The following is a 21,530-nucleotide window of genomic DNA, read 5'->3' as shown; positions in this document are numbered from 1 at the left end:
TCCTCCGGACCAGCGCGGACATCGACGATCGCCTCTTGACAGGGCGATCGATGTTTGCGTACACATTGCTGAGTCCCGTCCACCGGAAACATCCCCGACACACCGCTGCCTTCGCACCGGAGGACTCCTCATGCCCCGAAACACCCGCATCGCGGGCGCGGCCGCCGTTCTGGCCTCGCTCCCGCTCGCCGTCTCCCCGCCGGTGGCCGCCCAGGCGGTCGAGCCGGATTACACGATCACCGTCGACAGCGGCGCCACCGGCGCCTCGATCCCGCGCTCGATGTACGGGGTCTTCTTCGAGGACATCAACTACGCGGCGGACGGCGGCCTCTACGCCGAGCTGGTGCGTAACCGGTCGTTCGAGTTCAACGCCACCGACGCGGCGGGATTCACCGGCCTGACCGGCTGGACCACGTCGGGCAGTGCCACCGTGGTCAACGACGGTCAACGCCTGAACGACCGGAACCGCAATTACCTCACTCTATCCGGAAAAATCACCAACAACGGCTTCAACACTGGCCTCGCCGTTAAAAAGTCCGGAATTTACGACTTTTCGGTCTGGGCTCGTGGCAACGGACCGCTGACCGTCTCGCTCCACACCTCGGCCGGCACCGCCCTGGCAGGACCGATCACGATCCCCGTCGCCGGCGACACCTGGACGAAGTACACCGGCTCGCTCAAGGCCACCGCCACCAGCGACGCCGCCCGGCTGTCCGTCGAGGGCACCGCGAGCCTCGACGAGGTCTCCGTCTTCCCCCGCGACACCTACAAGGGACGCGCGAACGGGCTGCGCAAGGACCTGGCCCAGAAGATCGCCGACCTCGAGCCGGGCTTCGTCCGCTTCCCCGGCGGCTGCCTGGTCAACACCGGGAGCATGTACGCGTACGACGCCGCGAACAACTACCCGCGCGCCCGGTCGTACCAGTGGAAGGACACCGTCGGACCGGTCGAGACCCGCGCCACCAACAAGAACTTCTGGGGCTACAACCAGTCCTACGGGCTCGGCTACTACGAGTACTTCCAGTTCTCCGAGGACATCGGCGCGGCCCCGCTGCCCGTGGTCCCGGCGCTGGTGACCGGGTGCGGTCAGAACCGGGCGACCGTCGACGAGGCGCTGCTGCAGCGGCACATCCAGGACACCCTGGACCTGATCGAGTTCGCCAACGGCGCGACCACCACCACCTGGGGCAAGCTGCGGGCCGACATGGGCCACCCGGAGCCGTTCGGCCTGAAGGCGGTCGCGGTCGGCAACGAGGAGAACCTGCCCGAGGAGTACTGGGCTAATTTCGTGAAGTTCCGGGCAGCCATTAACCAGAAATACCCGGACATCTCCGTTATTTCCAACTCCGGCCCGGACGACACCGGCGCCACCTTCGACAATCTGTGGGCCAAGAACCGCGCCGCGAACACCGACATGGTCGACGAGCACTACTACAACAGCCCGTCCTGGTTCCTGCAGAACAACGCCCGCTACGACACCTACGACCGCAACGGCCCGAAGGTGTTCCTCGGCGAGTACGCGTCGCTGGACAACAAGCTGTACAACTCGCTGGCCGAGGCCGCGTACATGACCGGCCTGGAGCGCAACGCCGACGTCGTGAAGATGGCGTCGTACGCGCCGCTGCTCGCCAACATCGACAACGTGCAGTGGAAACCGGACATGATCTGGTTCGACAACGACGAGTCCTGGGGTTCGACCAGCTACCAGGTGCAGAAGCTGTTCATGAACAACGTCGGCGATCGCGTGGTGCCGACCAAGGTCACCGGTGAGGTGGTGCAGCCGAAGCCGATCACCGGCGCGGTCGGCCTGTCGACCTGGCGGACCGCCGCGGTCTACGACGACGTCCAGGTCACCCGCCCGGACGGCAGCGTGATCTTCGCCGACGACTTCAACGACGGCGACGCGGACGGCTGGACGGCCGTGCAGCCCCGCGGCACGTGGACGGTCACCAACGGCGCCTACGCGCAGACCACCACGAACACCGAGGACACCATGGTCAAGGCGGCCACGATCACCGAGACCGATTACGACTACTCACTGAAGGCCACCAAGACGGCCGGCGACGAGGGTTTCCTGGTCGCGTTCGGCATCCAGGAGACCGGCCAGTTCTACTGGTGGAACCTGGGCGGCTGGAACAACACGCAGGGCGCGGTCGAGAAGGGCATCACCTCCGCCAAGGAGCAGATCCTCACCAAGGCGAACACGGTGACCACCGGCCGGACGTACGACCTCAAGGTCCAGGTCCGTGGCACCAAGGTGACGCTGTTCCTGGACGGCGTGGAGTGGGGCAGCTTCGACGACGACAAGGTCAGCGAGCCGTTCGCGCAGGTGGTCACCGAGGACACCGAGGCCGGCGAGCTGATCGTCAAGGTCGTCAACGCGCAGGACACCCCGGCGGTCACCAAGATCGACCTGGGGGACCGCAAGGTCTCCCGCACCGCGAAGCAGACCGTGATCACCGGCGACCCGGGTGAGCAGAACACCCGCTCCGCCGAGCCCATCCTGCCGGTCACCAGCACCGTCAGCGGCATCGCGTCAACGTTCACCCGCGAGTTCCCGGCCGACTCGGTCACCTTCCTGCGCATCAAGACCCGATAGGGAGCGGAAAATGACGTTCGCACTCTCTCGCCGTACCCTCATCAAAGGATCTTTGGGGGTGACCGCGGCCGGCGCACTCGGCTCCGTGGCGGCCTCCAGCGCGGAAGGCGCCCCGCAGGCGGCCGCGGCGCGCACCGATGCGGAGATCTACGGCGTGACCACGAAGGACCCGCTGATCAGTCAGCGCGCCGACCCGTTCATCACCCGGCCGGTCAACGGCACCTACTACTTCACCGCGTCGGTGCCCGAATACGATCGGCTGATCGTGCGCGGCTCGGCCACCATCGAGGGCCTGTCCACCGCCGAGGAGACGGTGATCTGGCGCCGCCCCACCAGCGGCACGATGGGCGGGCACATCTGGGCACCGGAGCTGCACCGCATCGGCGGCCGGTGGTACATCTACTTCGCCGCGGGCAACGCCGGCGACGTCTTCCACATCCGCACGTACGTGCTGGAGTCGTCGCTGGACGATCCGCGGGACCCGGCGGGCTGGACCCTCAAGGGCCAGCTGCTCACCGAGTGGGACGGTTTCACACTCGACGCCACCAGCTTCACGCACCGCGGCCGGCAGTACCTGGTGTGGGCGCAGAGCGAGCCGGAGATCGCCGTCAACACCAGCCTCTACATCGCCGAGATGGCGAACCCGTGGACGCTGAAGACCAAGCCGACCCGGATCACCACCCCCACGAAGGACTGGGAGATCCAGGGCTACAAGGTCAACGAGGGTCCGGCCGTGCTGATCCGTAACGGTCGCGTCTTCCTGACCTTCTCGGCCAGCGCAACGGACGCCCGCTACTGCATGGGCCTGCTGACGGCATCCGCGTCGTCGGACCTGCTGGCCCGCTCCAGCTGGGTCAAGACCCCCGACCCGATCTTCGTGACGTCCGAGGCGACGAACCGCTGGGGCCCCGGCCACAACTCGTTCACGGTCGCCGAGGACGGCGTGACCGACGTCCTCGTCTACCACGCCCGCGATTACCGGGACATCACCGGCGACCCGCTCTACGACCCGAACCGGCACACCCGGGTGCAGAAACTGTACTGGCACGAGGACGGCACCCCGCTGTTCGGCATCCCGGTCGGCGACGGCGGCCCGATCGTGCGCCTCTCCCCCGCCGACGCCCCGCGCAGCTTCGTCCGCCATGTGGACGACGCGGTCCGGGTCGACCGAGCCCCGCGCGAACTGGAGCAGACCCAGTTCCGCTTCGTGGCCGCCGCCGACGGCACGGAGTCGGTCCAGTCCGTCGACGAGCCCACGAAGTACCTGGCCGTCGCCGGCACCGCGGTCACCCTGAGCACCACACCCACCCCGGTCACCCGCGTCGCCACCCGCGGCGGCGTGACGATCCGGGTCGCACCGGGCCGCTACCTGCGGCAGAACGCGGCCGGCGCGCTGACGGTAGCCGACAAGGCCACCGTCTTCACGCTCAGCTGAGACCCGGGGCTGCCGGTCACTCCCCTACGGGGGTACGCGTGACCGGCAGCCCCGGATGCCTCACCGACCGGGGCCGCCGACGAATCGACGGCCCCGGCTGTGCTCCTGTCAGGCCGTGACGGCCCGCTCGAGCAGGGTGCGGTGACGGATCATCCAGTCGGCGGAGCGGGCCCGCCAGGCCAGCGACCACAACGGCGCCGGATCGGTCGAGTCCGGAGTGATCCCGGCCCGGACCGCCTCGGCGGAACAGTCCCGGATCGCGAACTCGATCATTCGGCTGACCACCTGGTGCCGGTCAGTCCTCGGCAACTCGTATCCGTCGAGGAACAGTCGCAGCTGCCGGGCGCGGGCGGCCGCGTCCGGCAGGCCGTGACGGTCGGCGACGTCGTCGTCGTGGAGTTGCGCGTTCCACCACGCGGTGGCGACGACCTCGTCGAGACGGTCGACCGGTCCGGCCAGGGTCCAGTCGATGAACGCCACCGGTTTTCCGTCCCGGGCAACGGTGTGCCACGGTCCGGCGTCGCAGTGGCCGATCACCGAATCAGGTCCCTGCTGGTGCATCCACCAGGGCTGCCACACCGCGTCCGGCGCGGGCCGGAAACTCGCCGTGGCGGTGTGCAGGTCGCGGAGCAGTCTGCCGACCTGCCCGACGTTGTCGTCCGACCACGCGTGTGGGTGGACGATGCTGCCGTCGACGTAGGTCAGCACCTCGTTGCCGTCGCCGTCGATGCCGACCACCCGCGGGGCGCCGGTGAACCCGACGTCCTCGAGGTGGCGCAGCAGTGCATGAACGGTGCCGGTCCAGGGTCGGGCGGGACGCTTGATCGTCTCGCCGGAACGGATGACATGGCTGGGTCCGCCTTCAGCCGCAGTGAGCGGCTCGAAGGACGATGCGGAAACCACGAATTCTCCTCGTGTCAGCGCGGTAGGTGTCGGCGCCGCATGACGGCGCCAAGGATCTGCCGGCGCGGAGGAACCGCGGCCGGCTGAACCGCTACGAGGGGAGACGCCGACGTCAGATCGCGGCGAACTCACGGGTCGTAGCGGTGATGGCCACCTCGCTGAGAACCATGCACATCATCAAAACCTCCTGATCGAGCCGGAACCCGGAGACTAACCACTCCCCCGCGGCACCACCACCGAATTTCGGCGCGGCCAGAACAATCCTGTGGAGATGCTGTGCAGGAGCGCGGTCCAGGGTCGACTCGCGTACACGAGGACTGTTTGGATCTCGTGGTGCTGAAGATCCGAATCTGGTTACCGCTCGCCGTCCTCGCCGCGATCGCGACGTTCCTCGTCTACGTGTACGGCCTGATGTCCCACCCCTGGGACATCAAGGAGACGTGCGCCAGTCTCGGGCAGCCCTACGACAACGCGTACCGGTCGGAGAACTGGCAGGAGCCCGGGCAGCTGTTCCCGTTGCACAACCGGTGCAACGCGTCCTTCGACACGATCCCGATCTGGGTCAACCCGGCGATCTTCCTGCTGGCCGTGGCGACCGTCGTCTGCACCGGCCTGGCCGTCGCCGCGATCACCGCCCGGGTTCGCCGGGGACGGTGACCAGGGCTTCGCCCAGATCGCTGCGGTAATAGAGGACACTGCGGCCGTACCGGGCCTTGGTGAGCAGCCCGGCCCGCTCCAGCAGGCGCAGATGCTGGGTGACCGCCGACGCGGTGACGCCCAGCCGCTGGGCCAGCTCGGTCGACGACGCCGGCTCGCCGAGCGCCGCCAGCAGGCCCGCCCGGGCGGCGCCGAGCAGGTCACGGACCGCACCGGCGTCCGGCCGTTCGGCGGGTGACCAACCACATGGCGCCCTGGCCGCGGGCCGGGTACATGACCGTCGGCGGGAGGTCGTCGTCGACCGGGTTGGAGGCCCGGGTGACGAACATCGACGGGACCAGCGTGACGCCCTCGCCGCGGACCGGCCGCAGCCGGGCCAGTGGGCTGCGCAGCCGCACGTCCAGGTGCCGGCCGTCGAACGAGACGTGCGGGGACAGCCCGCCGATCGCCGCGCCCAGACCGGACGAGGACGCCACCCGGCCCCGGTGCAGGATGTCGGCCTGCATGACCGCGCGCATCCGGGGCCAGTACGGGGCGAAGCAGAGTTTCCACGCCGCGGCGAGCGCGTCGACCAGCCGGCGCACCACCCGGTCGTGGTCACCGCGGAACGGCTCGGGGACGTGACCGTGGACGCTCTCCAGGTCGTGGCGCAGACGCCGCGGGGTGATCAGGCGCAGCACGGCCAGTTCGTCGTCGAGGACGGCCAGTGGCGACGCGGGGCGCGGGTTGACGAAGTCGGCGACGAACCGGCGGTCGTCGACCAAGGCGTGCAGCAACTCCAGGTCCAGGAACGGCAGCACCGGGTCGATCCGGTCCCGCCAGGGGCGCTGCAACGGGTAGGCGTCCGGAAACCGGATCGCCCGCAGGCCGAGGCCGAGCTCGCTCAACGGCGAGATCCCGAACCGGATCGCCGAGACGTCGGTGGGCTCCAGCACGTACCGAATCATTAAGCCTCATGCTAAATCCATTGGCTGTGGAGGCGGAATCCGGGAGAACGGAGCCGTGACAACCACCGTTCCGCTGCGCGCCCTCGTCCAGACCGATCATGTGCTTCGCCGCCTCCTCGTCGTGACCGCCGTCGACACCGTGGGGCGGGGTGCGTTCTTCACGCTCACGACGCTCTACCTGATCACGGTGGTGGGCATCCCGGCGGTGGCCGCGGGCATCGGGCTGACCGTGGCGGGCGGGGTGGGGGTGCTCTCCTCCTACGGGTTCGGGCACCTGGCCGACCGGTGGAGTTCCCGGCGGCTGATGGTCGGCCTGCACCTGGTGGAGGGGATCGCGCTGATCTCGTACGTGCTGGTCCGGGATCTGGTGTCGCTGGTGCTGGTCGCCTCGCTGGTCACCCTCGCCCACCAGGGCGGATCGTCGGTGCGGTCGGCGGTGATCGGCCGGGCGTTCCCCGGGCCGGAACGCATCCGGATCCGGGCCACCATGCGGACCGTCACCAACGCGGGCATCGCCGTGGGTACGGCGGTCGCCGCGATTCCGCTCGCCATCGGCACCGGCGGCGCGTACCGGGTGACGATGGCCGCGGCGGGCGTGCTCTACCTGGCGTCGGCGGTGATGTTGCTCGGGCTGCCCGCCAGCCGGGTCGACGTCGGCGCGGCCACCACCGCCGGACCCGCGAAACCGTACCGAGACCTGCGGTTCGTCGCGGTCACCGTGCTCAGCGGGATCTTCGGCATGCAGTTCGGACTGTACGAGGTGGGCGTCCCGCTGTGGGTGGTCCGGCACACCGACGCCCCGGACGTGCTGGTCTCCCCGCTGCTGCTGGTCAACACGGCACTGGTGATCGCGCTGCAGGTCCGGCTCAGCCGCGGCACCGGGGATGTGCGGGGTGCGGGGCGGGTGATGGCGTACGCCGGATGGCTGATGGCCCTGGCCTGTCTGCTCTACGCCGCGGCAGGCGAGGTCCCGGCCCTGGCCGCCGCGGTCACGCTGGTGGTCGCCGCGGTGGTGCACACCCTCGCCGAGATCACCTCGAGTGCGGCCGGCTGGAGCCTGAGCTTCGAGCTGGCGTCCCCGGACCGGATCGGCGCCTACCAGGGCATGTACGGCACGGGGTTCGCCCTGGGCGCGATGGCCGCCCCGGCGGTGATCACGGCGACGGTGTCCCGGGAGGCCGCGGGCTGGGCCGTCCTGGCCGTCGTCTTCCTGGCCGCCGCCCTCGGCGTGTCCCTGATCGCCCGGCGAGCCGCCGGGCAGCCCTAGATCCCCAGCGCGCCGGTCACGATCGAACAGGCTTCCGCGGTGTGTGCCGGGCCGTTTCCGGCGGCCTTGCGCAGCAGGGTACGGAAAAGAGCGCGCTCCTGCTCGTCGAGAGCCCCCAGGACGGACTGTTCGGCTTCGGTCACCTCGCCGCACAGCTCGGACACCGCGGCGGTCCCCTTGCCGGTCGCCACCACGCGACGGCGACGCCGGTCGTCCGGGTCGGGGCGGCGTTCCACCAGCCCGGCTGCGACCAGATCGTCGATCAGGTAGGTCATCATCGTCCGGTCGATGCCCAGTTGCGCCGCGAGCGCCGCCTGGCTGGGCTGCCGTCCGCCGACGACCTCGCACATCGTCTGGTATCCGCGGGCACCCTGGGGGAAGCCCGCGAGTTTCGGGCCGACCACGTCGGCGTAGGCGCGCAGCAGCTGCCCCAGGGCGGCCCCGAGGTCGTCGGCCGGTGTCACGTCACTCACCCGGCCATGCTATCTCTTGGGAATACCGTCTGATTGGAATATCGTCTTCTCAGAAGACGATAGGGGGAAGGGCCGCATGACACCCGAGGAGCTCACCGCCCTGGCCGTACAGGCCGAGGCGGACGGCCAGGAGAGGTTCCCGCTGGACGACGACGGGGACCTCGATCCGTGGACCACCGCGGTCTGGCTCACCGCCCGCACCCGGACGATCGCGATCGAACCGCCCGGCGAGATCGCGGCGGCCTCCCCCGCGATGGCCGCCAAGATGCGGGAGAGCCTCGCCGAGCTGGGTGGCGACCGCGGCCCCCGGGCGATCGGCGACGACGCCCTGCCCGCCTCGCTCGCCGACGTGGCGTTGCGACCCGGCGACCCCGGCTACGCCGCCCGGCGCTCCACCTACATGCGCGGCGGCAAACCCGCCCTGGTGCTACGGCCCCGGACCCCGGACGAGGTCGCCGACGCCCTCGAGGTCGCCCGGCGGCACCGGCACCTGCCGTTCGGGCTGCGCAGCGGCGGCCACGGCGTGAGCGGACGGTCCACCAACGACGGCGGGCTGATCCTCGACGTCGGCGCGATGAACGGCATCGAGATCCTCGACGAACGGCGCCGCCTGATCCGGGTCGGCCCCGGCGCGACCTGGAAGCAGGTGGCCGCCGCCCTCGACCCGTACGGCTGGGCGCTCGGCTCCGGCGACTACGGCGGGGTGGGCGTGGGCGGACTGGCCACCGCGGGCGGCATCGGCCTGCTCGGGCGCGCGTACGGGCTGACCGTCGACCACCTGCGCGCGGTCGAGCTGGTCCTGGCCGACGGCACACAGGTCCGGGCCGGCGACACCGAGCATCCCGACCTGTTCTGGGCGGTCCGCGGCGCCGGAGCCAACTTCGGGGTGGCGACCGCGTTCGAGTTCGAGGTCGACGAGGTCCACGAGGTCGGCTGGGCACAGCTGGTGCTGGTCAGCCCGGACATCGAGCGGACCCTGCGGGACTTCGGTGAGGTGGCCCGCAAGGCGCCCCGCGACACCACGGTCTTCCTGGTCACCGGCCCGCCCCGGCAGGGACAGTCGGTGCTGCAGATGTACGGGATCGTGGACAGCGCCGACCCGGACGTGGTGGTCGAGCGGCTGACCCCGTTCGCGCAGACCGGACTGCTCGCCCAGCAGCAGGTGGTGCTGACCACGTACGCGGGGGCGATGGCCGGCGCGTCGGACGTCGGCGCCGAGGGGCACCAGGGCCGCGGCGAGCCGGTCACCCGGTCCGGTTTCCTGCCGGTGCTCACCGACGCGTTCGCCCGGGACGCGGCAGCGCTGATCCGTTCCGGTCAGGTCTACTTCTTCCAGCTGCGGCACATGGGCGGGGCGATCGCCGACGTGGCGCCGGACGCGATGGCGTTCCCGCACCGCACCCCGGAGTTCCAGGTGACCGCCCTGGGCGCGTCCCGCGAGGGCCTGGACCGGGCCTGGGACCGGCTGGCCCACCACTTCGACGGCCTGTACCTGAGTTTCGAGACCGACCCGCGGCCGGAACGGCTGCACGACGCGTTCCCGCCGCCGGTGCTGGAACGTCTGCGCACCCTCAAGCGGCAGTACGACCCGACCGGCCTGTTCCGCGACAACTTCCCCCTGATCAAGGACGAGGAGACAGACCGATGACCGACTACGGACACGAGCTGCTGTTCGGCACGTTCGTCACCCCGACCGCGCAGGCCGTCGAGCTGGCCGTCGCCGCCGACCGCGACGGGCTGGACCTGGTCACCTTCCAGGACCACCCGTACCAGCCGGCGTTCCTGGACACCTGGACCCTGATGGCGTACGCGGCGGCCCGCACCGAACGGATCACGCTCTCCGGCAACGTCCTGAACCTGCCGTTGCGCCCGCCGGCCGTGCTGGCCCGGGCGGTGGCGTCGCTGGACGTGCTCAGCGGCGGCCGTGTCGAGCTGGGGCTGGGCGCGGGCGCGTTCTGGGACGCGATCGAGGCGATGGGCGGCCGGCGGCTGACCCCGGCCCAGGGCGTGGACGCGCTCGCCGAGGCCATCGCGATCATCCGCGACGTGTGGGACGTGGACGCCCGCGAGCGGGTCCACCACGACGGCGAGTACTACCAGGTCAGCGGGGCCAAGCGGGGCCCACGGCCGGCGCACGGCATCGGCATCTGGGTGGGCGCCTACAAGCCGCGGATGCTGGCCCTGACCGGAGCCCTGGCCGACGGCTGGCTCCCGTCGGCGGACTACCTGCCGGACGGGATCGACTCGCTGCCCGCCCTGAACGCCCGCATCGACGCCGCCGCCGAGCAGGCCGGACGGCCGCCGTCGGCGGTGCGCCGCCTGCTCAACGTGGGCCGGACCAGCTTCGCCCCGACCGCCCGCGGTTTCCTGAACGGCCCGCCCGCCCAGTGGGTCGAGCAGCTCACCGACCTGACCCGCACGCACGGCATCACCGGCGTCGTCCTGGCCACCGACGACCCCGCCACGACCGCCCGGTTCGCCGCCGAGGTCGCCCCGGCCACCCGGGAGGCCGTCCGCAAGGAGCGCGCCTGACCGCACGGCGCGACGCCGTGATCTCCGGATGGCGGGGTCGGTATTGACACTCGTACCCGCTCCGATTTGGCTTGTGCCTGGTCACGTCGACGGGGGTACGCATGCACATGCGCGGATGGGTCTGGACGCTGCCGGTGGTGCTCGCCGTCCTCCTGACGGCCGGCGGCGGCCAGGCCGCACCCCGGGCAGCGGCGACAGCGGCCGCCGGCCCGGCCGTGGTGCTGCCGGAGGTCGACTGCGCGACACTCGCCGGGCAGGACCTGTCCGGCGTTCCCGAGGCGCCGGCGGTCATCGGGTCCGCGGCCCCGGCGACCTCACCGGGCGGCTGGCCGGTCTGCGAGGTCAAGGGGACGGTGGCGCCGCAGATCCAGTTCGACGTGCAGCTGCCCACCGAGACGTGGCGGCAGCGGTACCTGCAGACCGGGTGCGGGGCGTTCTGCGGTGTCGTCGACTTCTACGCCGACGCGACCGACGGGTGCGTGCCGCTGGACCGCGGCGACTTCGTCATCGCCACCACGAATCAGGGGCATGCCGGTGTCTCCGGCTTCGACGCGACCTTCGGCGCCGACCCGCAGCTGCGGGTCGACTTCGGGTACCGCTCCGACCACGTGGTCGCGCTCGTCGCCAAGCGGCTCATCACGCTCTACTACGGGCAGGGGCCGCGCTGGTCGTACTTCGACGGCTGCTCGCAGGGCGGCCACCAGGGGCTGACCGAGGCGCAGCGGTACCCGCACGACTTCGACGGCATCGTCGCCGGCGCCCCGGCGTCGCTGTTCACGTCACTGATCGTGTGGTCCACCGGCTGGCACGCCACCGCGAACACCGACGCGCAGGGCCGGCCGATCCTGACCGCCGCGAAGCTCCCCGCCCTGCACGCCGCGGTCCTGCGCGAGTGCGATGCGCGCGACGGCCTGGCCGACGGCCAGATCGACGACCCGCGGGCCTGCCGGTTCGATCCGGGAACCCTGCGCTGCCCGGCCGGCGACAGCCCGGACTGCCTCACCGGCGCGCAGGTCGAGGCCGTCCGCAAGCTGTACGACGGGCCCCGCGACGAGCAGGGCCGGCGGATGTACCCGGGCGGGGAGCCGGTGGGTTCGGAGGCGAACTGGGCCCGCTGGGTCACCCCGACCGCCACCGGCGCGCCCGCCGTGGCCGAGGGCAACACGACGAACGCCCTGAAGTACCTCGTCTTCCCGGGCGCCCGGCCGTCGACGACCCTGCACGACCTGCGCTACGACGCGGCGACGTTCCGCGAGGTCTCCCGGCAGGCCGGCATCTACGACGCGAGCAACCCCGACCTGACGGCCTTCCGCGCCGCCGGCGGCAAGCTGCTGCTCTGGCACGGCTGGGCGGACCAGGCGATCTCGCCGTACGGGACGATCGCCTACCACCACGCCGTCACCGAGCGGATGGGAGGGGCGGCCGCCACGCAGCGGTTCGCCCGGCTGTTCCTGCTGCCCGGCGTCGCGCACTGCGGCGGCGGGCAGGGGCCGGACGCGTTCGACGCGCTCACGCCCACCCTGGCCTGGGTCGAGGACGGTGTCGCCCCGGACCGGCTCGTCGTGACGAAACGCGAGGGCGACGAGGTCGTCCGGACCCGGCCGGTCCACCCCTATCCCCTCGTCGCCCGCTACGACGGGAGCGGCAGCACCGACGACGCGGCGAACTTCACCCCGGCGTCGCCGCCCACCCGCTACGACGACGCCATCGCCTGGCTCGGGTCGTTCCGTTCCGGGTACGAGCAGACCTGCGGCTGGCACGACGGACGATGGTCCTGCACGCCGCGCTGACGCAACGGGTCAGACCGCCACCGGGACCGGCCGGCGCCACTGCTCGGAGCCGAACACCTCGTAGTGGATCCGGTCGTCCGGGATGCCCCGCAGGTGCAGACCGGCCCGGACGCCCTGCATGAACGGCACCGGCCCGCACAGGTACACGTCGGCGTCCGGGTGGACCGGCACCCGGTCCAGGTCGACCCGGCCGGCGTAGGTGTCCGGCTCGGCGGCCGGCAGCGCCTGCTGGTACCAGACCAGGCTGCGGAACGAGCGCAGCCTGGCGCCGGTGGCGCTCATGTCGACGCGCAGCGGGTGCCGGTCCGGGCTGCGGTCGGCGTGCACCGCGGTCACCTCGCGGGCCGGCTGGGTGCGTGCCACGTGTTCCAGGATCGACGCCATCGGGGTGATGCCGACGCCCGCGCTGATCAGCAGCAGCGGGTCGTCGCCGGGGCGCAGGGTGAGGTCGCCGAACGGCTGGCTGATCCGCAGCGTGTCGCCGACCGCCACGGTGTCGTGCAGGTATCCGGAGACGGCGCCGCCCGGCACCCGGCGCACGGTGATCCGCAGGGTGCCGCCGGTGGACGCCTGGGACAGCGAGTACTGCCGCAGCTGGGTGCCGTCGCCGGGCAGGTCGGCGGCGACGGTGACGTACTGCCCGGGGGCGAACGCCGGGACCGGCCGGCCGTCGGCGGGGGTGAGCACGAACGAGACGGTGTCCTGCGCCTCGAGGATCTTGTTGGCGACGGTGTACCGCCGCCACGGGTCGGAGCCGTCCACGCCGGCCTCGGCGTACAGCCGGGCCTCCCGGCCGATCAGCTGGGCGGCGAACAGCCAGTAGACCTCGTCCCAGGCGGCGGCGACCGGCGGGGTGACCGCGTCGCCGAGCACCTGCTTGACCGCGCCGAGCAGGTAACGCCCGACCATCGTGTACTGGGCGGGCCGGATGCCGAGCGCGCAGTGCCGCTGCGCGATCCGCTCGACCAGGTGGGATTCGGGTTCGCCGTGCAGCAGACGGCCGGCGTAGGCGGCGACCGCCCCGGCCAGGGCGCTGCGCTGCTCGCCGGTGGCCTGCGCGCTGCGGCTGAACAGGTTCAGCAGCTCGGGGTTCTCACCGATCATGCTCTGGTAGAACACCCCGGAGATCGCCTCGAGGTGGTCGCCGACGACGGGCAGGGTGGCCTCGATGATCGGGGCGCTGGATGCGGACAGCACGGGTCCTCCTTCAGAAGGGGTGGCGGCCGATGCTCAGCAACGTCTCGCGCATGGGTGGCGCGGTCAGGTCGCCGATGGTGATCGGGTCGAGTGAGGCGTAGAACGCCTCCTGTGCGACGCGCAGCGCACCGCGCAGCCGGCAGCCCACGTTCAGCGGGCACGGCTGGTCGCCGCCGCACTCCACCACCTCGGTCTCCCCCTCCAGGTCGCGGACCAGGGCGCCGACCGAGGCGGCGACAGCCTGCGGGGCCAGGCGCACCCCGCCGTTGCGGCCGCGGACGGTGTCGAGGAGACCGGAGTGCTGCAGCCGCTGCACCACCTTGGCCAGGTGGCTGCGGGGTACGGCCAGCGAGGACGCCAGCTCGTCGATGGTGAGCAGGTCGTCGCGGGCGGCGGCCAGCATCAGGATCCGGAGGCTGATGTCGGTCGAGCGGTTGAGTCGCACAGACCGACCCTACTAAAAGAAGAATCTCAAAGTCCTCTTTTGAGCCGGGGATCACTCCGCGAAGGCCGTTGTCACCGCGCCCGAACCGGCGTGACATCTTCTCGGGATGGATTTGACCGTGATCCTCGGCCCGATGAAGGGCGGCAAGTCGCTGGAGATGATCAGCCTGCTGTCCCCGCTGCAGCACGCCGGCATCCCGCACCGGATCTACCAGAACGCCCGGCACGGCCGGGACACCGCGGTGACCTCCCGCTCCGGCGGCAGCCTGCAGACCGTCAAAGTGCACACCCTGGCAGGCGCGGCGGACGGCGGCGTCGAGGTGATCGGCGTCGACGAGATCCACATGTTCACCGTCGCCGACATCGCCGAACTGGGCGTCGCCGTCCGCTCCGGCGTCAAGGTCGTCGTGGCCGGCATCGACCTCGACCACCGGGGACAGCTGTTCGCCCCGGTCCGGGCGCTGTTCGAACTCGCCCCCGCCAAGGTGATCTACCGCCGCGCGGTCTGCGACGTGTGCCGGTCCCTGGAGGCCACCCACACCCAGGTCCTGGAACTGGGCAAACCCATGATCCGCGAACTCGCCCCGTCGACCGCGCTGCCCGACGACGGCACCTACACCTACGAGGCCCGATGCCGGCGGTGCGTCATCCTGCCCTGAACGAGGTGTGACCGCGCGGGGATCTTGGGATGCTCAGCTGATGCGTACCCCCACGGTTGCCGTCGTGGCGGTCGCCGCGCTCGCGGCAGGGTGCGGCACCGACCCGGAGGCCCGCGCCCCCGCGACGCCGGCCCTGTCGTGGTCCGGCGCGGCCCCCTCCCCGTCGACCTCCTCCGGGGTACGCGTGAGCACACCGTCCCCCGCAGCGGGAACTCCGGCAGCACCGCGCACGACGACCCCGTCCCGCATCTCGGAAGGCTGGGAGATCACGGTGTACTACACGGCCGTCGAACGCTTCCACAACGACGAGGACGAGCAGGTCACCGGCTGCCTGACCCTGGACTGCTCACACGGCGACGACGACCTGGGCAGCTACCCGTCCGGTTTCGTGCAGGCGGTCCAAGACGAGGGCACCGGGCAGACGACGTCCGGAAAATACCTGAACTGGTCCTACGACATCGGATACTGGCTCGACACCGAACCCCGCAGCAGCGACGGCACGACCCTGCAGCCGTTCGTCTCCGCCGCCGCCGACCCGAACGTCCTGCCACACGGCACCCGGTTCACCATCGCCGACTGCGGCACCCAGGAAGACGGCTCGGCCCCACCGGACACGGTCTGCGACCGCCTCTCCCAGGCGTCCTGGCTGATCACCGACGAGTTCACGCCCGGGCTGGGCGGCAACCACCACATCGACGCGTACATCGGGCCGGAGACCGGTCCCGGCTTCACCGACTCCGACTGGTACCTGACCCTGGTGGACGCCACCCTCCACCGGTGACGCCTCGTCAGGCGCACCCGCCACCTCCACCTCCACCTCCGGCCACCGCCACCGCCACCGCGGCGAGCACGCGCGGAGACGGTCGCGGCAGCCGGAGGACACGCCGTCCGCGAGCAGCATCCCGGCGGCCAAACCGACCCGGCGACAAAGCGCCCAAACCGGCGGCCAAACCGACCCGGCGACAAAGCGGCCAAACCGGCGGCAAGGCGATCCGGCGACAAAGCGGGCCAAACCGACGACCAGACCGACCCAGTGACAAAGCGGCCAACCCGGCGACCAAACCGATCCGGCGACCAAACCGATCCGGCGACAAGGCAGACCCGGTGACAAGGCCGACCCCACCGAGTCCTACACAGAGGTAACCGCACCCGAACCCTTGATCGGGAGTCCCCACCCCACACGCCAGCCCAGCCGAAACACGCACCCGAAACCGTGATCGGGTGCGGTCACCGCCGCAATCGGAAGGGCGGCCGCACCCAACCCCGTGATCGGAAGGGCGGCCGCACCCAACACCGTGATCAGGTGCACCCACCCCCCTCCAAGACGGTGCCCGCACCCAACCCCTCGACCGGGAGCCCTCACCGCCCCAGCACCCCGGACCGGCCGGCACCCGCACCCAAAACCGAGATCAGGAGCCCCCACCGCCGCACCCGGACAGGCGGCCGCACCCGAACCCGCGATCGGGTGCGGCCGTCACCCTCTCCAGGACGGTGAACGCACCCAACCCCTTGATCGGGTACGGCCAGCGACAGGCAGGGCGATCAGCGCACCCAACCCCTTGATCGGGAGCCGCTACCGCCCCAACCCCTCACACCATGCGGCACACACACCCAAAACCAAGATCGGGAACCCCCACCCCCGCCTTCGGCAGGGTCAATACACCCAACCGCTCGATCGGGAGCGATCGCCACCCCCGCCAAGACGGTGAACGCACCCAACCCCTTGATCGGGTACGGCCAGCGACAGACCGGGCGGTCAGTGCACCCAACCAAGGGGACCGGGCGGTCAGTGCACCCAACCAAGGGGACCGGGCGGTCAGTGCACCCGATCAAGAAGACCAGGCGGTCAGCGCACCCGATCAAGGGGACGGGTGCGATCGGTTACGGCGGGCGGAACAGGGTCACCGGGACGGGGTCGGCGGGACGGGGTCGGCGGGACGGTGAGGGCACCCGCGACCGAGGGACCGGATTGACAGAGGAATGGATAACCGTTATCTATTAACGCCGGTCCACTGAGGAGGGTGCTCGTGCAGGATGTCGTGCTGGCGATGCTCGCCAAGGAACCGGCCCACGGCTACGAGCTGCGCCGCCGCCTCCGCGACGCCCTCGGCCCCCTCGGCGACGACATGAACGCGGGGCAGATCTACGTCACGCTGAACCGGCTCGCCAAAGCCGGCCTCGTCACCTCGGAGCGTGCCGACGGGTTGCCGGACCGGCCGGACCGGCGGGTCTACGCGCTCACGCCCGACGGGCAGCAGCGTGTGGCGGGCTGGCTGTCCGAGGTCAGCTGGCCCAAACCGGACCTGACCGATTTTCATCTGAAGCTGGTGGCGGCTGCCGCGGCCCGGCTCGCCGATCCGGTCGCGCTCGTCGACGCGCAGCGCCGGGAGGTGCTGCGGCGGCTTCGTGAGGCGGCCCGCGCCGCGCTGGACCGGTCCGTCGATCCGGTCGCCGGGCTGCTGCTCGAGGGTGTCGTGCTCCGGTTGCGGGCCGACCTGGAATGGCTGGAGGCGTGCGAACGCGTGTGGAGTGCGAAGCGATGACGATGGTACGGGCCCGCGGGCTGAGCATGGAGTACGGCGAGTACACCGGACTGGTCCGGGCCGTCGACCGGGTCGACCTGGACATCGGCGCCGGGCAGACCGTCGCGATCATGGGGCCGAGCGGGTGCGGCAAGTCCACCCTGCTCCAGCTGCTCGGTGGTCTGCAGCGGCCCACGTCGGGTGAGGTGTGGCTGGCCGGGCGGCGGATCGACGCGCTGAGCGAACGCGCCCTGGCGAAGATCCGGCAGAACGAGGTGGGTTTCGTCTTCCAGGCGTTTCACCTGATGGACGAGTTGACGGCGGTGGAGAACGTGGAGACGCCCGCCCTGCTGGCCGGCCGCAGTCCCCGGGCGGCCCGCCACAGAGCCGGGGAGTTGCTCGACCGGGTGGGGCTGAGCGACCGGGCCCATCACCAGCCGTGGCAGCTGTCCGGCGGCCAGCGGCAGCGGGTGGCGATCGCCCGCGCCCTGGTGAACGAGCCGCGGGTGGTGCTGGCCGACGAGCCGACCGGCAATCTGGACAGCGCCGCCACGCTGGAGGTGCTGCGGTTGTTCGACGAGTTGCGGCAGGCCGGGCAGACTCTCGTGGTGGTCACCCACGACGCGCGGATCGCCGCGGTCGCCGACCGGCTGATCGCGATGCGTGACGGGATGTTCGCCGATGACAGCGTGCTGGTCTGATGGCCGGGCGTCTGCTGCTGCTGGGCCGGCTGCTGGTCCGTGACCTGCGCCGTCGCCGTCTCGAGACGGTCCTGCTCGTCGTCGCGATCACCGCGGCGATCGGGGCGCTGACCATGGCCATGGCGTTGCGGGCCACCGTGGACCAGGCGTACCAGCGCACCAAGGCCGCCACTGCCGGACCGGATCTGATCATCGAACCGGCGTTCTTCGGCGACGAGGCGGTGGCCGCCCTGGAGAAGATCACCACGAAGGCGGGGGTCACCGGGCACAGCGCGCCCCGGCCGCTGCTGTTCAAGAGGATGACGGTGAACGGGGACTCCGTGAACGTGGTCGTGGAGGGCCGCGGAAGGCAGAGGGAGGCGGTCGACCGTCCGGTGGTGACCGACGGCGACTGGGTCTCTCCCGGTGTCGCGGTCGTCGAGCGCGGGTTCGCCGCCGCGCTGGGCATGGAGGTCGGTGATGTGCTCACTGTCGACGGCCACCGGCTGCCGATCGCCGGGACCGCGGTGACGGTGGCGCATGCGCCGTACCCGTCGGCGGGCTGGCACGAGCCCGGCTCGATCAGCCTGGACACCGGCGGACTGATCTGGGTCGACCAGCGGGACATCGCCGGGCTGGCCGGGGGCCAGCCGCTGACGTACAGCATGGGCTTCACCGTGGCGGATCCGGCCGCGGACGACGGTTTCGCGGTGCTGCGCCTGCCTGACGGGTCGAAGGACTCCACCTACCGGGGGTGGAACATCGCCACCGGGATCATGCGGCTGGGGCAGGTCAACCGGCTGAACGCTCCGGCGTACACGGCGATGTTGATCGGCAGTTGGCTCTTGATCGTCCTGGCTGCCGCCGGGGTGATCGGCATCGTGAGCGGGCGGGTGGCCGGGCAGCGCCGCCGGGTCGGCCTGCTGAAGGTGGTCGGCGCCGGGCCGGCCATGATCGCGGGCGTGCACCTGGTGGAGTACCTGCTGATCGGCCTGAGCGCCGCGGTCCTCGGGGTGACCGCGGGCTGGCTGGGCGCCCCGGTGCTGTTCCGGCCGGCCGCCGGGGCGATCGGCGCGACCGGTGTCCCGGTGCCACCGGCGTCGATGCTGGTCACCGCGCTGGTGCTGGCGGCCCTGATCGCCGTCGGGGCGACGCTGGGCCAGGTGGTCCGCGCGGCCCGGACCGGCACGGTCGAGGCGCTCGCCGACGCCGCCGATCCGCCGCGGCGTCACCGGTGGACGATCGGGTTGTCCCGGCGCATGCCGGTGCCGCTGCTGCTCGGGATGCGGATCACCGCCCGCCGGCCGCGCCGGTCCCGTCTGGTCACGGTCAATTCGCTGGTCACCACGGCCGGCCTGGCCGCGGCGCTGACCGTGATGGCGCGGGAGCCCGATCTGGACGTTCCGGGTTACTCGGCGATGCGCGACGACCGGCTGACCCACGCGCTGATGCTGGTCCTCGGCATGGTCGTCGTGCTGGCGCTGTTCAACACGCTGGTCAGCACCTGGACGTCCGCGCTGGACGCCCGGCACACGCTCGCGGTGGCCCGGGCGCTCGGGGCGACGCCCGGGCAGACCGGTCTGGGACTGGCTGCGGCCCAACTGTTGCCCGCCCTGCCGGGTGTCGCGCTGGGCGTTCCGGTCGGTGTCTGGCTGGCGGCGACCCGGGAGAGCGCCCCGCTGTGGTCGATGGTCGCCGCCGTCCTGGGTGTGCTGCTGGTGACCGCGCTACCCGCGGCTCACCAGGGGATGACGCCCGCGTCGTTGAAGTAGCCGCCGGTCGGCCCGCCGTCGGGCAGGGTCGCCAGGTGGATGCCGATCGCGGCGCCCTGCTCGACGGTGCGCGTACCCCGGAAGCCGTTGAGGTCGGTGGCGGTGAACCCCGGGCAGCCCGCGTTGATCAGGATGCCGGTGCCGGCCAGTTCCTTCGCGTACTGGACGGTGACGCCGTTGAGGAACGTCTTCGACGGCGCGTAGGCGACCGCGATCGGCCCGGTCTCACCGTCCGGGGTGCTCTGCAGGGTCAGCGAGCCGACCGAACTGGACATGTTCACGATCCGCGGCGAGGCCGAGCGGCGCAGCAGGGGCAGCATCGTGTTGGTGACCCGGACGACGCCGATGACGTTGGTCTCGACGACGGTCCGGATGGTGTCCAGGTTGGCCGTGGTGGGCTGCTGGTCGAAGCCGCCGGTGATGCCCGCGTTGTTGACCAGCACGTCGAGCCGGCCGCACTGTTCCTCGATCTGCGCGGCCGCGGCGGTGACGCTCGTGTCGGAGGTGACGTCGAGCGGCACCCCGAACGCGTCGGCGCCACCGGCCCGCAGTTTCGCGACGGCTTCGTCACGGCGGGTGTCGTCGCGCGCGCCGACGCCGACCCGGTATCCCCGGGCGCCCAGGCCGGCGGCGATCTCGTACCCGATGCCCTTGTTCGCTCCGCTGATCAGCACGATCTTCTGTTCGCTCATGCCGGTAAGCCTCGCGGTGATCGGCCGGGGGCTCCAACACCGTCTGGGTCGTGACCGATACCCGTAGGGTATGGGTCATGGAGACGCGGGAGTTGCGCTATTTCATGGCGGTCGCCGAGGAGCTGAACTTCGGCCGGGCCGCGACCCGTCTCGGCATCGCCCAGCCGCCGCTGTCCCGGGCGATCCAGCAGCTCGAACGGCGGCTCGGCGTGGACCTGCTGACCCGCACCAGCCGGTCGGTAGCGCTGACCGAGGCCGGTGCGGTGCTGCTGCGCGAGGGCCGGGCGGCGCTGGACGCGGTCGATGCGGCCGCGCGCCGGGCCCGCCGGGCCGCGAAGACCGATGCCAGGCTGGTCCTGGTGGCCAAGGCAGGCGCGTCGGCCGAGCTTCTTGCCAAGATCCTTGACGGGTACGCGGCAGAGCCCGGCGCCATCGAACTCGAGGTGGAGTTGTGCGGTGTCGGCGAGCAGGAACCACGCCTGCGCGACGGGCGGGCCGACGTGGCCCTGCTGCACCGGCCGTTCGACTCGCTGTCCGGTTTCGACGTCGAGGAGCTGACCACCGAGTCCCAGGTGGTGCTGCTGCCCGCCGGCCATCCGATGAGCACCCGCGCCTCGCTGACCATGGCCGAGGTGGCCGCCCTGGACCTGCCGCTGCCCCGCTGGCCGCTGCGCGACGGCACGTACCCGCCCGGCCCCGGCCCCGAGGTCCGCGACCCGGCGCAGATCCTGCAGCTGGTGGTCCTGGGCCGGGCGATCGTGGTCCTGCCCGACTCGGTGCGGTCCCAGATCGGCGGCGGCGTGGTGGCCGTCCCGGTCCCGGACGCCCCCCTGGTGACCACGGTGATCGCCTGGCCCCCGCAGAGCCGCTCCCGCGCCCTGGCCACGCTGATCCGGGTGGCCGCCGGGCTATGAGCGCGGGGCAGCCGGACTATGAGCGCAGGCCCGCCGGACTATGAGCG

20 protein-coding genes are annotated in these 21,530 nt (G+C 71.4%); 13 read left to right on the top strand and 7 right to left on the bottom strand.

The window, feature by feature from the left end; translation table 11 throughout:
- Window positions 1-130 precede the first annotated feature (130 nt).
- Together WH85_RS11575 and WH85_RS11570 are read left to right on the top strand one after the other, a co-directional pair.
- The gene (locus WH85_RS11575; RefSeq protein ID WP_045741779.1) at window positions 131-2,599 is read left to right on the top strand and encodes an alpha-L-arabinofuranosidase C-terminal domain-containing protein; all 2,469 of its coding nucleotides are present in this window, start codon (window positions 131-133) and stop codon (window positions 2,597-2,599) included.
- Window positions 2,600-2,609: 10 nt separating this feature from the next.
- Window positions 2,610-4,034: a family 43 glycosylhydrolase gene (locus WH85_RS11570; protein ID WP_045741778.1), complete on the top strand. Its 1,425-nt coding sequence runs from the start codon at window positions 2,610-2,612 to the stop codon at window positions 4,032-4,034.
- 108 nt (window positions 4,035-4,142) lie between these two features.
- Here WH85_RS11570 and WH85_RS11565 read toward each other — a convergent pair whose 3' ends face one another.
- Window positions 4,143-4,937, bottom strand: a complete 795-nt coding sequence (locus WH85_RS11565; RefSeq protein WP_045741777.1) for a protein kinase family protein — start codon at window positions 4,935-4,937, stop codon at window positions 4,143-4,145.
- Window positions 4,938-5,270: 333 nt separating this feature from the next.
- Here WH85_RS11565 and WH85_RS11560 point away from each other — a divergent pair, with 333 nt between their 5' ends.
- Window positions 5,271-5,594 (top strand): hypothetical protein, encoded by a 324-nt coding sequence (locus WH85_RS11560; RefSeq protein ID WP_211275336.1) that lies wholly within the window; start codon window positions 5,271-5,273, stop codon window positions 5,592-5,594.
- Here WH85_RS11560 and WH85_RS54105 read toward each other — a convergent pair.
- Window positions 5,566-5,769 (bottom strand): ArsR/SmtB family transcription factor, encoded by a 204-nt coding sequence (locus tag WH85_RS54105; RefSeq protein ID WP_425394632.1) that lies wholly within the window; start codon window positions 5,767-5,769, stop codon window positions 5,566-5,568. The genes WH85_RS11560 and WH85_RS54105 overlap by 29 nt on opposite strands.
- A 25-nt stretch (window positions 5,770-5,794) precedes the next feature.
- On the bottom strand, window positions 5,795-6,541 hold the full coding sequence (locus WH85_RS52860) for a DUF5937 family protein (RefSeq protein WP_245673902.1): 747 nt from the start codon (window positions 6,539-6,541) through the stop codon (window positions 5,795-5,797).
- Between the two features lie 55 nt (window positions 6,542-6,596).
- Between WH85_RS52860 and WH85_RS11550 the strand changes: the two genes are divergently transcribed.
- Window positions 6,597-7,808 (top strand): MFS transporter, encoded by a 1,212-nt coding sequence (locus WH85_RS11550; protein ID WP_052720328.1) that lies wholly within the window; start codon window positions 6,597-6,599, stop codon window positions 7,806-7,808.
- On the opposite strand, the gene WH85_RS11545 is transcribed toward WH85_RS11550, so the two are convergent.
- On the bottom strand, window positions 7,805-8,281 hold the full coding sequence (locus WH85_RS11545) for a MarR family winged helix-turn-helix transcriptional regulator (protein ID WP_045741775.1): 477 nt from the start codon (window positions 8,279-8,281) through the stop codon (window positions 7,805-7,807). The two genes, WH85_RS11550 and WH85_RS11545, sit on opposite strands and share 4 nt — an antisense overlap.
- Before the next feature lie 76 nt (window positions 8,282-8,357).
- On the opposite strand from WH85_RS11545, the gene WH85_RS11540 reads away from it, so the two are divergent.
- From WH85_RS11540 to WH85_RS11530, 3 genes are all read left to right on the top strand, one after another.
- Entirely contained in the window at window positions 8,358-9,929 is a 1,572-nt protein-coding gene (locus tag WH85_RS11540) for an FAD-binding oxidoreductase (RefSeq protein WP_052720327.1), read from the top strand.
- Window positions 9,926-10,813, top strand: a complete 888-nt coding sequence (locus tag WH85_RS11535) for an LLM class flavin-dependent oxidoreductase (protein ID WP_045741774.1) — start codon at window positions 9,926-9,928, stop codon at window positions 10,811-10,813. Before WH85_RS11540 ends, WH85_RS11535 begins: the two co-directional genes overlap by 4 nt.
- 101 nt (window positions 10,814-10,914) lie before the next feature.
- Complete coding sequence (locus tag WH85_RS11530) at window positions 10,915-12,603, top strand: tannase/feruloyl esterase family alpha/beta hydrolase (protein ID WP_045741773.1); 1,689 nt, start codon at window positions 10,915-10,917, stop codon at window positions 12,601-12,603.
- 9 nt (window positions 12,604-12,612) lie between these two features.
- On the opposite strand, the gene WH85_RS11525 is transcribed toward WH85_RS11530, so the two are convergent.
- Window positions 12,613-13,800: an FAD-binding oxidoreductase gene (locus tag WH85_RS11525; protein ID WP_045741772.1), complete on the bottom strand. Its 1,188-nt coding sequence runs from the start codon at window positions 13,798-13,800 to the stop codon at window positions 12,613-12,615.
- A gap of 10 nt (window positions 13,801-13,810) precedes the next feature.
- Window positions 13,811-14,245 (bottom strand): RrF2 family transcriptional regulator, encoded by a 435-nt coding sequence (locus WH85_RS11520; protein ID WP_045741771.1) that lies wholly within the window; start codon window positions 14,243-14,245, stop codon window positions 13,811-13,813.
- A 106-nt stretch (window positions 14,246-14,351) separates the two neighbouring features.
- On the opposite strand from WH85_RS11520, the gene WH85_RS11515 reads away from it, so the two are divergent.
- From WH85_RS11515 to WH85_RS11495, 5 genes are all read left to right on the top strand, one after another.
- Window positions 14,352-14,903: a thymidine kinase gene (locus tag WH85_RS11515; RefSeq protein ID WP_045741770.1), complete on the top strand. Its 552-nt coding sequence runs from the start codon at window positions 14,352-14,354 to the stop codon at window positions 14,901-14,903.
- A 40-nt stretch (window positions 14,904-14,943) separates the two neighbouring features.
- Window positions 14,944-15,684: an RlpA-like double-psi beta-barrel domain-containing protein gene (locus WH85_RS11510; protein ID WP_063775489.1), complete on the top strand. Its 741-nt coding sequence runs from the start codon at window positions 14,944-14,946 to the stop codon at window positions 15,682-15,684.
- A gap of 1,246 nt (window positions 15,685-16,930) precedes the next feature.
- Window positions 16,931-17,446, top strand: coding sequence for a PadR family transcriptional regulator (locus WH85_RS11505; RefSeq protein ID WP_045741835.1), 516 nt, complete (start codon window positions 16,931-16,933; stop codon window positions 17,444-17,446).
- The gene (locus tag WH85_RS11500; protein ID WP_083448937.1) at window positions 17,443-18,126 is read left to right on the top strand and encodes an ABC transporter ATP-binding protein; all 684 of its coding nucleotides are present in this window, start codon (window positions 17,443-17,445) and stop codon (window positions 18,124-18,126) included. The genes WH85_RS11505 and WH85_RS11500 overlap by 4 nt, the downstream gene beginning before the upstream one ends.
- Complete coding sequence (locus WH85_RS11495; RefSeq protein WP_045741768.1) at window positions 18,126-19,877, top strand: ABC transporter permease; 1,752 nt, start codon at window positions 18,126-18,128, stop codon at window positions 19,875-19,877. The genes WH85_RS11500 and WH85_RS11495 overlap by 1 nt, the downstream gene beginning before the upstream one ends.
- Here WH85_RS11495 and WH85_RS11490 read toward each other — a convergent pair.
- Complete coding sequence (locus WH85_RS11490) at window positions 19,844-20,569, bottom strand: SDR family oxidoreductase (protein ID WP_045741767.1); 726 nt, start codon at window positions 20,567-20,569, stop codon at window positions 19,844-19,846. The two genes, WH85_RS11495 and WH85_RS11490, sit on opposite strands and share 34 nt — an antisense overlap.
- A 77-nt stretch (window positions 20,570-20,646) precedes the next feature.
- On the opposite strand from WH85_RS11490, the gene WH85_RS11485 reads away from it, so the two are divergent.
- Window positions 20,647-21,483, top strand: coding sequence for a LysR family transcriptional regulator (locus WH85_RS11485; protein ID WP_045741766.1), 837 nt, complete (start codon window positions 20,647-20,649; stop codon window positions 21,481-21,483).
- Window positions 21,484-21,530 lie beyond the last annotated feature (47 nt).

The sequence above is a fragment of the Actinoplanes rectilineatus genome (assembly GCF_000962825.1).
In the GTDB taxonomy this organism is placed as follows: domain Bacteria; phylum Actinomycetota; class Actinomycetes; order Mycobacteriales; family Micromonosporaceae; genus Actinoplanes; species Actinoplanes rectilineatus.
Note: the sequence above shows the minus strand (reverse complement) of the source record. Positions and strands in the feature narration are given on the sequence as shown.

Coding starts and splice junctions, on each gene's coding strand:
- WH85_RS11575 (WP_045741779.1), top strand. CDS start 131: ATGCCCCGAAACACCCGCATCGCGGGCGCGGCCGCCGTTCTGGCCTCG.
- WH85_RS11570 (WP_045741778.1), top strand. CDS start 2,610: ATGACGTTCGCACTCTCTCGCCGTACCCTCATCAAAGGATCTTTGGGG.
- WH85_RS52860 (WP_245673902.1), bottom strand. CDS start 6,541: ATGATTCGGTACGTGCTGGAGCCCACCGACGTCTCGGCGATCCGGTTC.
- WH85_RS11540 (WP_052720327.1), top strand. CDS start 8,358: ATGACACCCGAGGAGCTCACCGCCCTGGCCGTACAGGCCGAGGCGGAC.
- WH85_RS11535 (WP_045741774.1), top strand. CDS start 9,926: ATGACCGACTACGGACACGAGCTGCTGTTCGGCACGTTCGTCACCCCG.
- WH85_RS11530 (WP_045741773.1), top strand. CDS start 10,915: ATGCACATGCGCGGATGGGTCTGGACGCTGCCGGTGGTGCTCGCCGTC.
- WH85_RS11515 (WP_045741770.1), top strand. CDS start 14,352: ATGGATTTGACCGTGATCCTCGGCCCGATGAAGGGCGGCAAGTCGCTG.
- WH85_RS11510 (WP_063775489.1), top strand. CDS start 14,944: ATGCGTACCCCCACGGTTGCCGTCGTGGCGGTCGCCGCGCTCGCGGCA.
- WH85_RS11500 (WP_083448937.1), top strand. CDS start 17,443: ATGACGATGGTACGGGCCCGCGGGCTGAGCATGGAGTACGGCGAGTAC.
- WH85_RS11495 (WP_045741768.1), top strand. CDS start 18,126: ATGGCCGGGCGTCTGCTGCTGCTGGGCCGGCTGCTGGTCCGTGACCTG.
- WH85_RS11490 (WP_045741767.1), bottom strand. CDS start 20,569: ATGAGCGAACAGAAGATCGTGCTGATCAGCGGAGCGAACAAGGGCATC.
- WH85_RS11485 (WP_045741766.1), top strand. CDS start 20,647: ATGGAGACGCGGGAGTTGCGCTATTTCATGGCGGTCGCCGAGGAGCTG.